Source organism: Synergistaceae bacterium, assembly GCA_017443945.1.
In the GTDB taxonomy this organism is placed as follows: Bacteria; Synergistota; Synergistia; order Synergistales; family Aminobacteriaceae; genus JAFUXM01.
In genome coordinates this window covers 1-13,652 of sequence record JAFSXS010000061.1, presented here as the reverse complement: position 1 = coordinate 13,652, position 13,652 = coordinate 1, and the positions used below count along the sequence as shown (strand labels likewise).

At 40.2% G+C, this 13,652-nt stretch carries 14 protein-coding genes; all 14 read right to left on the bottom strand.

The window, feature by feature from the left end; translation table 11 throughout:
• Positions 1 to 3 precede the first annotated feature (3 nt).
• Entirely contained in the window at positions 4 to 1,479 is a 1,476-nt protein-coding gene (locus IJT21_06710; protein MBQ7577937.1) for a hypothetical protein, read from the bottom strand.
• The gene (locus tag IJT21_06705; protein ID MBQ7577936.1) at positions 1,476 to 1,850 is read right to left on the bottom strand and encodes a hypothetical protein; all 375 of its coding nucleotides are present in this window, start codon (positions 1,848 to 1,850) and stop codon (positions 1,476 to 1,478) included. Before IJT21_06705 ends, IJT21_06710 begins: the two co-directional genes overlap by 4 nt.
• Positions 1,851 to 1,963: 113 nt before the next feature.
• The gene (locus IJT21_06700) at positions 1,964 to 2,500 is read right to left on the bottom strand and encodes a hypothetical protein (GenBank protein MBQ7577935.1); all 537 of its coding nucleotides are present in this window, start codon (positions 2,498 to 2,500) and stop codon (positions 1,964 to 1,966) included.
• Between the two features lie 64 nt (positions 2,501 to 2,564).
• A complete protein-coding gene (locus IJT21_06695; GenBank protein ID MBQ7577934.1) occupies positions 2,565 to 4,016 on the bottom strand; it encodes a phosphodiester glycosidase family protein in 1,452 nt (483 codons plus the stop codon).
• 190 nt (positions 4,017 to 4,206) lie between these two features.
• Complete coding sequence (locus tag IJT21_06690; protein ID MBQ7577933.1) at positions 4,207 to 4,980, bottom strand: HAD-IIB family hydrolase; 774 nt, start codon at positions 4,978 to 4,980, stop codon at positions 4,207 to 4,209.
• Between the two features lie 3 nt (positions 4,981 to 4,983).
• Positions 4,984 to 5,337, bottom strand: coding sequence for a bifunctional adenosylcobinamide kinase/adenosylcobinamide-phosphate guanylyltransferase (locus IJT21_06685; GenBank protein MBQ7577932.1), 354 nt, complete (start codon positions 5,335 to 5,337; stop codon positions 4,984 to 4,986).
• A gap of 268 nt (positions 5,338 to 5,605) precedes the next feature.
• Positions 5,606 to 7,117 (bottom strand): Rne/Rng family ribonuclease, encoded by a 1,512-nt coding sequence (locus IJT21_06680; GenBank protein ID MBQ7577931.1) that lies wholly within the window; start codon positions 7,115 to 7,117, stop codon positions 5,606 to 5,608.
• Positions 7,110 to 7,700, bottom strand: a complete 591-nt coding sequence (locus tag IJT21_06675; GenBank protein ID MBQ7577930.1) for a DUF2344 domain-containing protein — start codon at positions 7,698 to 7,700, stop codon at positions 7,110 to 7,112. Before IJT21_06675 ends, IJT21_06680 begins: the two co-directional genes overlap by 8 nt.
• Positions 7,701 to 7,725: 25 nt before the next feature.
• Entirely contained in the window at positions 7,726 to 8,916 is a 1,191-nt protein-coding gene (gene dnaN / locus IJT21_06670; GenBank protein MBQ7577929.1) for a DNA polymerase III subunit beta, read from the bottom strand.
• A gap of 47 nt (positions 8,917 to 8,963) precedes the next feature.
• Positions 8,964 to 10,799, bottom strand: a complete 1,836-nt coding sequence (locus tag IJT21_06665; GenBank protein MBQ7577928.1) for a Coenzyme F420 hydrogenase/dehydrogenase, beta subunit C-terminal domain — start codon at positions 10,797 to 10,799, stop codon at positions 8,964 to 8,966.
• Positions 10,800 to 10,801: 2 nt separating this feature from the next.
• Positions 10,802 to 11,722 carry an aldo/keto reductase gene (locus tag IJT21_06660; protein ID MBQ7577927.1) on the bottom strand — a complete coding sequence of 307 codons (921 nt, stop codon included), beginning with the start codon at positions 11,720 to 11,722 and terminating at the stop codon, positions 10,802 to 10,804.
• Positions 11,723 to 11,737: 15 nt separating this feature from the next.
• Positions 11,738 to 12,679, bottom strand: coding sequence for a ketoacyl-ACP synthase III (locus IJT21_06655; protein ID MBQ7577926.1), 942 nt, complete (start codon positions 12,677 to 12,679; stop codon positions 11,738 to 11,740).
• Positions 12,680 to 12,913 (bottom strand): acyl carrier protein, encoded by a 234-nt coding sequence (locus IJT21_06650; GenBank protein MBQ7577925.1) that lies wholly within the window; start codon positions 12,911 to 12,913, stop codon positions 12,680 to 12,682.
• A 2-nt stretch (positions 12,914 to 12,915) separates the two neighbouring features.
• Positions 12,916 to 13,652, bottom strand: a 737-nt coding sequence (locus IJT21_06645) for a hypothetical protein (GenBank protein MBQ7577924.1), incomplete at its 5' end; no start/stop codon positions are given.

Sequence of the window (13,652 nt, the reverse complement as noted above, 5' to 3'; positions counted from 1 at the left end):
TTTTTATCTCCTTGTTATGAGTTCGAGTGCGTCATACCATGCAGCAAATAAGCCTTCACGATTCGGCACTGATAAATAAGGTCTGCCGAGCAAGTCAAGATTTTCGCCGAAAAGATCTTTATACTTCAGCAGCAAAATATTTATAATTTCAGGATTCAACAAATAAGCGTCTCTAAATTCTTTACGGATTGAGTCAGACCTTATATTTTCAGAGAACACGCGCATATATCCCTTCAAATTTCCGTAATAAGCAGGAGAGTCTTTCTTTGCGTCATCGAGACAATAAGGCCGTAAACAAAGATTTCTAGCACGTGAAATTTTGTAGCTTGACTCTCTTTCTGCGTCAACGTCATTAATATATTTATCGTTATTTATTTGGAAGTCTACCCAGTTCCCCGGCCTGCCGTTGATTAAATTTTCGCGCTTCTTGGCCTCTTTCTTAGCAATTTCGCAGCACTGTTCGGCGAGTCTCATTCCAAGCCCGAAATTTTTTATTCCCGTTGTGTAACCTATTCCAGCGCAGACAGTTAAATAAATTTTGCCGGTTTTCTCGTCGTCCCATAATGGAGTGCGTGATATTTCCCTCACAAAAATTTCTACGAGATCCATTGCGTAATCAGCATGACAAATAATATTGACATCGTCGCCTCCTACATGAAGTCTGCAATAATTATCGATAAAATTTCGCCCGTCATGACTCATTTTATCCTGTAAATATTTTTCCGTAACATAAAGTGCTTCGGTGATCTTGCGTGCTATATTTTCAGAAATACGGCGCTTTGTCATAATTTCAGAGAGATAATTATCTTTGGACGATAGAATTTGCGCGATAGTTAGTCCCATGCTGTTGCCGTCAATGTGAATAAATGCCTGCTTCTCGATATTGATATTATTGCGGTGGTCTGCTGGTGCGCGCTGAAATAATGACTTTCTCGAAATTGCGTCGCCTGTAACTTTATCAAAACCCGCAACGGGAAGAGCTAAAATTTTTTCTTTTCTCACGATGGGAAGAGCTGCAAACGGTATAGAGAACGGCGAAGAGTTTTTTATGCGGTCTAATTCTTTGTAAAGGTTATCCCAGTCATCATTCATTTTTTCGCTTTTCTCGGTACAAGCTGAGGCCATTTGCAGTGAATAAGTATTCTCAATGAAGTATCTATTAATAATGCGTGTTGCTGCCTGACAGATTCGCCCTGTCCGGTAAAGAATGAAAGCATTTCCCGCCACTATTTCTAAAACTTGAGCTTTGATATTATTATCTTGAAAGTAGGGCACGTCATCAGAATCGCATTCAATGCAATACTCATTAGGATTTAAAATTTGCTTCATTGCGTAAGATATTGCGTTCTGTAAAATAGTGCTGATGACATAGCCGGAGCCTATTATATCGCGGTTATTGCTGCTCTCGAATATATATTTCTGTATTGCTCTAATATCATACGCGCAGAGGACTTCTTTATCTAATAAATTATTCTTCATGATTTAAAGTGTTCATACTCTCTGAACTTTACGAAATCGAAATCAGCTGTTTTTGTTAATGTGCCGTCGGGATTCTTATGTTCTATAGTTTTGCGTTCGGAGCATGTGATAACGACTTTAATTCCCGCGTTTAAGAGACCTTCTACAATCTGGAAAGTTAGAGAAAATTCACCTGCAACCATGCAAGCTGTTGGATTCATAGCTATAATTCTGCTGACAGTTTCTCGTGCGATTTGTGAAATATCTTCTTCCGTGTAATCAGCTTCTATCTTGGGAAAAGGATAATCAACTATTTCACCGTAAACGCTAGCTGCCTCGATTAATTTTTGCTGCCACATACTTGAATTATGATTTGTTACGTTCAGGAACATTTTATATTTCTCCATGCTGTAATGTAATATTCACAATTATAGCGTAAAGCCGCCAATAAAAAAAACTCCCGCACTTGCATGCAGGAGTCAATAAATAATTTCTCGTAAATAAATTACTTCTTAGGACGTACGATTCTTTTTGCGGGAACTGTGCTTCTATTTGCTGCGGGCGGGTTAGCAGGAGTCTTGCCCATTGCATAAGCTGCACCCTTCGCAGGAGTTGATCCGGCGGGAATGGGCGCAAAAGTCTTCTGTGTTGCTTCAGTGCTTCCGTCGTAAACTGTCCCGTGAATCTCATTGCCTAACATATCATAATGACGTAAATATGTCATAGCAAATTTTTTACCGTCGGGCGTATACTCATAACCGTACTCTGTGAAATAAAGACTGCCGGCCACTTCAGGAGAGAGACCAAATTTTGACATTAAAAGCTCGATTGTTTCATTCTTAATAGTCGTATTAGTGTAATATTTTCTTGAGACTGCAAATAATGTCCCTGCTTCATCCTTGCCGTAATCGAGCAAATACCAAGTCATTTTGTTTTTGTCCTGTCCGAGACTCTTCTGCTTTGCCGCGTCCCAAGCCATTACAGGAGATCCAAGAGCAATAACCAACGCGAGAATCAGCGCAAATGCTGCAAATTTTTTCATGTGTAAAGTACACAGCCTTTCATAATAATAAATTCGTAATTATGACCGTTATTCTAGCACATTTTTACTCAAGTGCTATAACTCCGAGCGCATAACTTATGATTCTTTCTTTGCCTTCTGACGGTGAATTATAAATTTTGCCGTTAATTATAATTTCGCTTGATCCTCCTCCGTCGAGATTTAATGCGTATAAAACTCTTTGAGCGCGCATAATTTCGGCAAGTTCGCTTATAGTTGCTCCGGAAGAATGCAGACCGTTACGACCATCTACGACCATAAATACCCATTGGCCGTCTTGATTCAATCCTACTGCGCTTCTAGGGTGTCTCGCTGAAATCAACGAGTTATTGAATCCTTCATTATTATAAAGCGTCATTCCCTCATCAATAATTAACGGCCCAGCTTGAATAATATTTTTCATGTCGACCCAGTAAGCCGCCTCTTGTGATGCTACAGAAAAAATTGCTTCGTCGTCATCGTTCCAGCCAAGACAGCCGCGCCCTTCATATGGATTATTTATAAATTCGTTATTGACCTTGAGTGCTCCTATCGGGTAGCCGTGCCCAATTGTAGTAATCGCGAAGAAACCTGCATTTATAGCAGCCTTTGCTTTGTTCTGACGCGCAATTTGTGAAAGTGGCCATAATTCTTTTGGGCCATTGTACGAGAACACCGGCGAAATTTTCCAGTAAGTCGGGTCAATCGTCAGCATAACCCAGAATCGAGGCGCAATATTTGTGTTAGGGTTGCTTATTGAAGGCAGGACTCGAAAATTTATGTTTCTGGACTGAATTAATTTTGTGAGTCTCCGTACTTGATTATAATCTTCGAGTCGTTCACTGCGAAGTAAATATAACCCGTTTGATTTTGCGCTTGCTAGACTGAAACCGTTTGCTCGTAAAAATTTTTTGAGGCTCTCTGCTGCTGCCTTATCGTGTAAATTATCAGCGTAGACTCTCCAGCCCGGAATCCCGGTCGGCACTCCTTCACGGTGAATAAAGACTCTCAAGCCCTTTAACGGATTGCGGATGATGTCGAGTTTAAAATTTGCGCTCGCTGACTTAACTTTTTCGAGAATTTCTGCTGCTTCCTTTCCTGATAATGCTTCATTGCCTCTGAAATTATTTGTTTTCTCGATAATTGCAGGATTCATGTTTGCAGCAACAACGAGACAGCCGCGTTCAAAAGCGTTTAATTTATTTGCATCCTTAAAGCCGCTGGGATAATCGTTCAATAATTTTGCTTCAAATTCCAGGCCGAGACTCTGAATCACCCAGCGCAGAGCCTCACGACGTGTAATATTTCCGGTTAAATTGCTGACATGATCTGTAATATATCCCGTCCGTAACATAAAATGAGCACCGTTATTGTTCATAAATTCAGGCGATCCGCTCCAGTCAATGCCGCGAACTTCAAGCAATCTAGCAATAAAATCAGCTCTAGTTACTGCATTTGCCGCACATGAATTAATTAACACAAGCAAAATTATTATTATCCGCTTAAAAAATTTCGTCATAATTTGTGTAAAACCTCTCGTAAAAATTTTTCAAAACCTGCTATAATTTATCATATGCCCCTGCGGTTACGCGTTAAGGTGATTTTGTTCTGAGCCAACACTCGCAACTATTTCGGCAACATGCCGCAGACGATAACGTCTTTTAGGAACGGGTCAGAACTCTCATCAGACGGTTACTGCGGAGGCTTTATTATATCAATCCCAAATATTTGCACGCCTTCAATATTCCTCCGTTATCGATGTCATCACACACATAATTTGCAGAGTCTTTCACGTCTTGAGAAGCCCGGCCTACTGCAACGCCGATTTTAGCATTTCTCAGCATGTCCGAGTCATTTGGTCCGTCCCCGAATGTTATAACGTCATCGAGATTTGCGCCTTCATGAGCGATTAAATTTTTTATTCCCTGCCATTTTGTAGAGCTTGAATGCCTTGACTCTGTGAAACCGTGCATTAATTCGAGTCTTGTATTATCAGGAGGCGTGAAAAAAAGTCCGTGATCACTTGTTAATTTTTCGTGATTGACCATGATATAACACATTAAAGCGCGCTTCATTTCGTTTAACGGCCTTATGCAGTCATAACCGGCTTGATTATTAAAATATTGCCTGAACAAGTAAAAGGCTCCGGCGGTGTATAAATATTTTTCGTCGACACAGGCTGTAATTTCCGGGAATTTTTTAGCGACCTCACGAAAATTATTTAAATGCTCGTCCGGGAAATATTGCGTGTGAATTTCCTGACCGTTTATTATAATTTGCGAACCTCCTGAGGCGACTATGTAATTTATGTCAAATTCTTTTGCGGCATTGAGTGCGAGAAAAGCTGCCCGTCCTGTTGCGATTGCGGGAATGTGTCCGGCTTTGCGCAGTAAATTAACGGCCTCGCGCGTTTGTTCGGGAATGTGGGAAAAATTTACGTGACTGATTAATGTTCCGTCGATGTCGAAAAAAATATATTTCATGATTTAACCCTTCAATCTTAGAGTCAGCCCGGCAAAAACTCTGTCTACAATATCTGCTTCACGTGCTAGAGCTTGATATAATTTTCCGGTTTCGTCGCGCCATTTTCGCGAAAATTCGTCAATGGGAATGACTCCGGAAGAAATTTCATCGCCGGTTATGACTGACTCGCGTAAAATTTCGAGTCTTGCGAGAAAAAATTTTAATGGGTCTACATTTTTCAGCAATAAAAATTTTACTCCCATGTGCAAATTTATTATGAGTCCGGGACGCGATATTATTTCGGGCGATTCTGAGTCGAGGTTATAGAATGCTTCAAAATTTTTATATAACTTTCTTGCGTAGGACTCTTTTCCCATGTAGCGGCCTCCTAAAATTAAATGCAAATATCTTGCTCCCTTTTGTTAATATATTATGAGCGTAAATTATACATTATTTGTGAACATAAACGAGAGTCAAGAAATTAAAGCGTTAAGAAAAAATTTTTATTTGCGAGTCTATGCTAATACATGAATTAAATAAAATTTTTGTAGTTGTAAATGTAGTTGTAAGAATTATATTTTCGCGTGAAAAAGTTTTATGGAAAGTTTCAATTATTATATCATGAAAGGAGGCCAGAGCGAGTGCTTAATACATTTTTGCGCGGGACAGTGTGCTTTGTAAATCGCCCTGATAATCGAGTTTATATTTGTCCCAATCAAAATTTGATATTCCGGCAATAAAAATTTTTCGGTCAAATTCTTTCTCCCAGTCAGGAATATAATTTTTTAAATAATTTGCCATGTGTGTGCTGGTATGAATCAAGAAAGCCTCTGACTTGTTAGCGCTCGTTATTTTCCTGATGAAACGCTTAATCTTCATCGCAAGACTCTCTTCACGTTCGACAAAGCCATTATCGCAGCAAAGCGGACAGTTGCGGGTCAAAACGCTTCTAAGGTCGGGACGTTCACGCTTTCTAGTTAATTCAACGAGGCCAAGTTTAGTAATGCTGAAGACACGAGCTTTTAATCTATCATGCATGATACACGAGTCAAAATGTTTTAATAATTTCTCGCGGTCCTCGTCAAAGTCCATGTCAATAAAATCTACAACGACAATCCCTCCGAGTGAACGCAATCTTAACTGGCGGGCAATTTCCGACGCTGCCTCAAGATTTACGCTCAAAACTGTATGACGCATATCAGGCGAGTCCGTAAATTTTCCTGAATTAACGTCTATAACTGTGAGTGCTTCTGTCTGGTCGATTACGAGATAAGCTCCGCTCTTAAGCCAGACTTTGCGCTCAAGTGCCCTGTCTATTTCGCTTTCAATGCCGAAATACTCGAAAATCGGCGTTATTCCTGTGTATAATTGCAAATTTGGGCGTTCAGGATAAAAGCGTTCGACAAAATTTTTTACGTTCTCGAACTCTTCAGGATCGTTAATAATTATTTCGTCGATTGTTCCGGAAATCTCGTCGCGCAAAACTCGTCCGAGCGTGCCTGTATCGCGGTAAAGCAAACAAGGTGCGGGGTTATTTTTTGCTTTGTTCTCGATCTCGTGCCATAAATTTAATAACGAGTCTAAATCCTGTTGTAAAAATTTTTCGTCGACACCTTCTGCAGCTGTTCTGATTATTACTCCCAGTCCCGGAACCTGCGATTTTAACGAGTCTGCTATGTGCTTGAGTCTTTTGCGTTCGGAGTTATCAAATATTCTGCGGCTGACTCCTGTTTCATCAGAATCAGGAACGAGAACGAGCCACCGTCCCGGAATAGAAACTCTTGCGCTGATTCTGGGAGCTTTATTTTTGCGGGCATTCTTGACGACCTGAACAATTAAATAATCGCCGGGCTTCACGTTTTCGGGTGCTTCGTTGAGATAAAGAAAAGCGTTTCTCGGCTCATTGTGAGATTTTGACGGCCTGACGAGACTTGCAAACGCTGCATTAATTGCGGGCAAAAGTGTATCAATCCTAGCAATAAAAATATCACCTTGACGCGCTAATCTCGAACTTTTTGCACGTGATGACATGAAATTATTATTTTCCTCGTCAAAGTTGTAATCTATGAAAATTTCTGTTAATTTGCCGTCTTCAAGAAGTGCGACTCTAGTTTGTTCGTTTTCGAGCAAGTCAGCAATTATTTTAACGTCAGGCATTAAGACTCACACTCCCATTTTGATATAAGCCGATTGAGACTCTTACTATATTTACATCTTGCCAGCCGGATATAAAATTTTCGCGGATTAAATTTTTCACGAGTCCGCCTATAGGATTTTGCGCGGGTTCACGTAAGATTAATTCGAGCCAGTTATCTTTATTTGCGAGTGAAATAATATTTTCGCCGTAGAAATTTTTTATGTGAGTCTCTAAATTTATTGCTGACCTGATTAAATATTGCGCGGACTTGCACATTTTGCCGAGTGAGGGTGCGTCATCAGGGACAATAAAAGCGCGTGAAATATTAAATCCTTCGGGTAAAGAATTATTCATGACATCAATAAAATTTTCAGGCACAAACGGGAAAAACATATCAACAGGTTCATTAAGTGCAATTACTCCGGCGGGGAGTTCAGGCGCGAAAGAAATTTTTGCACGCGGTGAGAAGCCCTGAGTCATAACGAGTTCAAGACCTGCACGCACAGCACTGCGAGAAAAAATCTGCGCTAATGCAATATGAGGTACAAAGCAAGCCCCGCCCCTTTTTGAGTAAATTAATCGCGTTCTAAAAAAATCTGACACTGCCTGTTATCCTCAATTTATAAATTTATAATGATGTAACATTTTCTTGATTTTCCGGAACAAAGTCGCTTATTTCATCATCAGAAATCGTGTCTTGACTGCTCAATCTCGCCGGCATGAGCATATACAGAAAATCGTCGCTTTCACTGCGGGTCATTCTGCATTGGCCTTCTTCGTGGCTGAACTCGATTACAATATCGCCCGAACCTAACGCCCTTAAACCGTCCTGAAAATAGCTGACGTTAAAGCCGATTTGCATATAACCGCCTTCGATTCCTGCTTCAAGAAATTCTCTTGCTGTTCCTGCGTCGGGTGCTCGTGCAGTGATAATTAATTCTTCGCCGGGCTTTAATTCCAACGCCATTATGTGAGCCGGAGTCATGCGTGCGATAATGTCAATGCGGTCAATAACTGCAAGTAATTTATCGCGTGAGATTCGCAAAGTTGTGCGGGTCTCGTTATTTAATATGCGTTCATAGTTTGGGAAAGTAGAATCTATTAATCTGATCGAGTACTCTATTTCGGGCAAAGCAAACCACGCTGTTGAAGTGTCGCAGGAAATTTTTACTGTCTCGTCGCCATTTCCGGAAGATAACATTTTTCCGAGTTCTCTTAATGCGGGAGCAGGTAATAATAAATCCTGACTCTTTGTTACATTGCAAATCATCTTAGAGAGTGCGAGTCTTTTGCCGTCGGTCGATACAGATTTTATTTCGCTTTCACTCGTTCTGAATAAGCATGTGCCCAAATATTTCGGGAAGTCTTGAGGCTGTGAGCTTGCTGCTGTGCCTTCTGATATTAAGCGTATTAAATCAGCACACATGATTTCGCAAACAAGCTCTGACTCTGCGCTGTCTGGGAGTCTTGGAAATTCGTCAACGTTGAAAATTGCGAATCTAATTTTGCTTTTGCCGTAAATTAATAGTCCGCGCTCTGAATTAACGTCAAGAGTAATATTTTCTTCGGTCGTTTTCTTGAGCAGATTTCCAAATATATTAAGCGATAATACAGCCGTCCCCGGTTCAATAACTTTCACGCCGTTAGCCTTGCATTTTACGGAGCTTTTGAGGTCAGTAGCTTCAAGAGTTACATTTCCGTTTTCGTCGGCCTTGACAAGAATCCCGCTGATTACGTCTTTAGGAGTCTTTGTGCCTGCGGATTTCTCTGCGGTCTGCCACGCCTTTAGAAAGCTCTGGCGCTCTAATTCTAGTTTCATAATAAAAATTTTCCTTTCGTGATTCAAATACGATTAATTATACCCCCTTAATACTTCCATAAAATATTTTTCTCGATTATTTTTGCGGGAGAGCCTGACACGAGACAATTTGCGGGTACAGAATTAATCACAAACGATTTTGCGCCAATGACTGTGCCTTGACCGATATTTACTCCCTGCATTATGACGCATGACTCGCAAAGCCAGCATTTTTCGCCAATTTTAACGGGGCGGGTGTTTCTGTAGCCTTGACGGTTTATAAAATGTCCGCCGTTATTGTCGCGAATTAAAACATTTCTGCCGATTTGGACATCTGAGTCAATTTCTATTTTTTCGCCGCAAATGATAGTTAAGCCTATGTTTGAACCGCTTGAGACAAATTTTCTACCGTGAATTATCAAGTGTCCGCCCTCGAGAACTTCTATATCTGCGCCGTAGCTGAACGTAAAATCATTCAAGACAGTTAATTTTGCCTTGTCAGCGAGTAAAAATCGTGTCTCTAAATGACTTTTCGGAAATCTGCCCTTGCTGCCGACGATTAATAAGCCTTTGATATCAAGTTCTGCACTCTTTGCGATATTCACGCTGCAATAAGTCGAGAAAATTATACCTTTGTAATGCAATAAATTTTTTATTCCGCTGTATTTTATCGTGTTATACAATGCTGGAATGTGTAAGCGCGTAATTTTTGCGATAAATTTTGCGGTTCGCAGTACGTTCTTGATTTTGCGCAGGAAAGATTTTATTTTGCCCTTAATTCCGATTTTAGGCTGAGGGCTTGTGCTGTATTTGTCAATTACTTCATCGAACGGCAAATTTTTTATATCGCGGAAAAATGCTTCTCTGTCGTTGTTAAATTTTGCGAGCGGCTTTATTAATGCTTGGTTGCCGGGTAAAATCGTCTCGAATGGCATGGGGATAAAATTTATTCGCGGCTTTATGTTCTCGAAATATGACTCTCCCTTTTTCGAGTTTATCATCACTAATGAAGTGCCTAAATTTTTTTCGAGCTTAGTGCTAAAATTTTCTATGCCCCAGAAATCAGCAAGCGTTATATCTGACATTCTCGGAAAGCCTTTAAACTTGCATGAATAACATGACGGACGAGTAAATAAATGAGTCCCGATATAGCCTTTAGTAAATTTGTTGATATCACGAGGCTCGAAAATCTGTCTGCCGTCCTGCAGGATAAATTTTTGAGTCAGGTTCCTCCAGCCATACTCTTTTGATTTAGCTTTTGAATATACAACAGGAGAGTTATAACGCGCTTCAATTGAGTCTAAATATTTCCTGAAGACCAGCGGCGAGTTTATCCCCAAGCACACGAAGTCAACAATTATTAAATTTTCATAATCACGGCCAAGAAACGCACGCAATGCAGCCATTTGACACGGTGTCCCGCAGACTAAAACTTTTTCGCCGTCATCGAGCAGACTTTTCACGCGTTTATAAAAATTTTCTGCATTACTCTGAACATATTTAGAGCTTCTTAATTTTGGCAAATCGTTCTTGTCATTCGAGATAAACTGCGAGACCGTTAAATCATCGTTGAAAATCGCTCCTCCGACATAACCTCCATTTTTGTACATGAAGTCAGCAAGCGCAGAAAATAGCCCTCCTGATGTGCTGTCAAAGACGACCTCTAAATTTTTATTCTCTGCTGCGTAACAGATTGATTGCTCTAAATCGTTGTGCTTGAGTGAGTCTATATTAATTATCGGACAAACTTTTTCGCACAAATTGCAATTTATGCATTTTTCCGAGTTTACTTCAGGGTACCAGATTCCCTCGTTATCGCATAAAAACTTTATTGCGCCGGTTGGACATGCATCCCCGCAGGCATTGCACCCGCAGCATAATTCTTTATCGTTAATATTTATCATGGCTATAAAATTCTAAAATCGCAATTATCCGGATCATAACGAACACGGGCATTAATATTTATCGCGTCGATTGCTGCAAGTTCTTCGCGAGTCAACTCAAACCCGAAAATATTTAAATCTTCCTGCTGATGAGTTGAGCTAAGAGTCCTAACAACAGGGATTAGACCGTTTTGAACATGCCAGCGCAATATAATTTGAGTTACTGTCCGCGAGTATTTATCAGCTATTTTCTTGAGCACAGGCAGACGCATTAATCTATCGTCAAATCTTGCCAACGGAGTATATGACTCAACCTGAATATTTTTGCTCTGACAGAAATTTATTAATTCCTTCTGAGTAAATAACGGCGAGACTTCAAATTGATCTATTAACGGCAAGACACCGGAAATTTTTTCGAGCTCGTTCAGGTGATGTGCATGACAATTCGCGACACCCAAAATTTTGCAATAGCCTTTATCACGCAATTTTAACATTTTGAGCCACGTTTTTGTGTATAAATCAGTAACAGGCCAGTGAAACATTAAAATATCTACATAATCGGTGTTGAAATTCTTTAATTGCGAGAAAAACTCTTCTTCGACTCTATCATTAAATTGCGCACCGTTGCTGACTCTCGTTGTTAAAATTAGATCCTCGCGCTTTACTCCGGAAAATTTAATAGCTTCGGAAATTAATCTTCCATCACCATAGGCCGCAGAGAAATCAATTAATCTGAAACCGTTTGTGATAGCACTTGTTACGGCATTGACATAATTTTTTCGCACGAGTCTATTATTTAACCTTCGTCCGATAAATTTATTATACGCGCGCAGAAATATATTTTTTTTCTTTTCGGGCCTCTTGTTAGGAACATAACCCATACTGCCCGGGCCGAAGCCTATTACGGGAATTTTTGTATTATCTGAAAGCGTGAAATATTCCATAAAAGTTTACCTCCTTCAATAAAATAAAACATTTGCGCCCCAGCTCAAGCCCACACCAAACCCCGCAAGAAGGACGCAAGAGTCTTTATTGATTCTGCCTTGTGTGAGTGCGTCTTTGAGTGCGATTGCTATAGTAGCTGATACAGTGTTGGCGGAAAATTGCAGGTTCATAAAAAATTTTTGTTCCGGGATATTCATTTTTCTGCGCAATGAGTCCAGCAAAAATTTATTAGCCTGATGGAAAACGTATAAATCTATTTCTTCAGAGTCAATATTATTTTTTGCGAGGACATCACGAACCACAACCGGCACAATTTCAAGCGCAAACGAGAAAATATTTGCTCCGTTCATATATAAATATTCGCCCGGCCTGAGAATCAAATCATTTGCTCTGCTGCCGTCAGTGCCGAGTACGAAATCACCAATTAACGCGCCTGACTCACGTTCTGAAATCAAAGCTGCCGAAGCTCCATCGCCAAAAATTGCCCGATTTGATTTATCGTCAGGACTAATATATTTCGTGTAAGTCTCTCCGGTTAGCAATAAAATATTTCTTGCAGCACCTGAAATAATCAGACCTTTTGCGAGCGCGAGACCGTATATAAAACCTGAACACCCCATATTAAAATCTAACGCACCGGCATTTTTTGAGAGCTTTAATTTATCTTGAATAATGCACGCTGACGAAGGTAATTTATAATCAGGGCTTTGTGTGCAGAACAGGACAAAATCAATTTCTTCGCGTTTAATTGCAGCATTGTTGGCAAACAATTTTTCTGCGGCCTTTACTGCCATGTCGGACGCGGACTCGTTACAGCCTGAAATATGACGTTGTTCAATGCCGATTTTCGCAAAAATTTTTTCTGCGTTCCATTCGGGAAAGAGTGCGGCTAAATCCTGATTGGTTAAAACTTTTTCCGGCAAATAATAATCTATTGCGTTAATGTAGGCGTTCATTTATTTTTTGCGTGAGGCTACTTCGTTGAATAAATCTTGTATAGTCTCGGCCTTATTAATCACATTGCCGTCGATTATAATTCCGTATTCAGAGTCTACCATTGCAATAACAGTTATTACACTTAGTGAGCTCCATTCTTCTAACTCTTTAAAAACTGTGTCCGGTTTGAAAGCTGCCGGGTCAGTGTCATAAAATTGCGCTGAAAATTTTGCGATAAAGTCATTTAGTTCCATAATTAAATAAATCTCCTGTCAAAAAATTTTGTGCGGGAAAAGTCCGCTAAACATGTCCCAATTGAGAGACCTACGCCGAAGCCCGCGCACAAGACTTTAGATTTTGCTCCGTTGTAACTGCTCAACAATAACGGAATTGATACTGAGCTTGTGTTACCTGTTTCGCCTGCTATGAACGGCATTTTTTCGGGCGGGACTCTTAATTTCTTGGCCATTGTTGCGAGCATTAATTTATTCGCCTGATGACAAGCAAATAAATCTATTTCGCTGTTGTTCACGTTTAAATCTTTCATGAAATCTGCTATTGCTTTCGTTACGTCAGATAAAGTAAATGTCATAACTGCTGCGCCGTCCATGTGAAAAAATTTCCCCTTTTCTGCTTTGATTACATTTGTTCTGCTGCCATCGCTGAAAAAGTTAAATGCGATATTTTCACCTTCTGAAGCTGAGACAACAGCCGCAAAACCTGCATCCCCGAAAATAGTTCTTGTTGCTCTATCATTGGGACTGGCGAGTCTGCTTTTAGTGTCTGCGCCGCAAAATAAAACTTTTTTCCCGGAATTAGCTGCAATGACTGACGAAATATATAATCCCGTAATAAATCCCGAGCAGCCCTCGTTAATGTCAATGCATAAAATATTTTGATTCAGGCCGAGTCTATCTTGCATTTCATGACTAGTTGCCGGCAAAACATAATCAGGTGTCTGTGTAACGAAAATTAAAGCAGTAATATTACTTA

What these genes read in the sequence shown, in the direction of transcription:
- IJT21_06685 (MBQ7577932.1), bottom strand. Translation starts at nt 5,337, where the DNA reads ATGGGAAAAGAGTCCTACGCAAGAAAGTTATATAAAAATTTTGAAGCA.
- IJT21_06695 (MBQ7577934.1), bottom strand. Translation starts at nt 4,016, where the DNA reads ATGACGAAATTTTTTAAGCGGATAATAATAATTTTGCTTGTGTTAATT.
- IJT21_06665 (MBQ7577928.1), bottom strand. Translation starts at nt 10,799, where the DNA reads ATGATAAATATTAACGATAAAGAATTATGCTGCGGGTGCAATGCCTGC.
- IJT21_06650 (MBQ7577925.1), bottom strand. Translation starts at nt 12,913, where the DNA reads ATGGAACTAAATGACTTTATCGCAAAATTTTCAGCGCAATTTTATGAC.
- IJT21_06660 (MBQ7577927.1), bottom strand. Translation starts at nt 11,722, where the DNA reads ATGGAATATTTCACGCTTTCAGATAATACAAAAATTCCCGTAATAGGC.
- IJT21_06705 (MBQ7577936.1), bottom strand. Translation starts at nt 1,850, where the DNA reads ATGTTCCTGAACGTAACAAATCATAATTCAAGTATGTGGCAGCAAAAA.
- IJT21_06710 (MBQ7577937.1), bottom strand. Translation starts at nt 1,479, where the DNA reads ATGAAGAATAATTTATTAGATAAAGAAGTCCTCTGCGCGTATGATATT.
- dnaN (MBQ7577929.1), bottom strand. Translation starts at nt 8,916, where the DNA reads ATGAAACTAGAATTAGAGCGCCAGAGCTTTCTAAAGGCGTGGCAGACC.
- IJT21_06680 (MBQ7577931.1), bottom strand. Translation starts at nt 7,117, where the DNA reads ATGCCTGACGTTAAAATAATTGCTGACTTGCTCGAAAACGAACAAACT.
- IJT21_06655 (MBQ7577926.1), bottom strand. Translation starts at nt 12,679, where the DNA reads ATGAACGCCTACATTAACGCAATAGATTATTATTTGCCGGAAAAAGTT.
- IJT21_06700 (MBQ7577935.1), bottom strand. Translation starts at nt 2,500, where the DNA reads ATGAAAAAATTTGCAGCATTTGCGCTGATTCTCGCGTTGGTTATTGCT.
- IJT21_06690 (MBQ7577933.1), bottom strand. Translation starts at nt 4,980, where the DNA reads ATGAAATATATTTTTTTCGACATCGACGGAACATTAATCAGTCACGTA.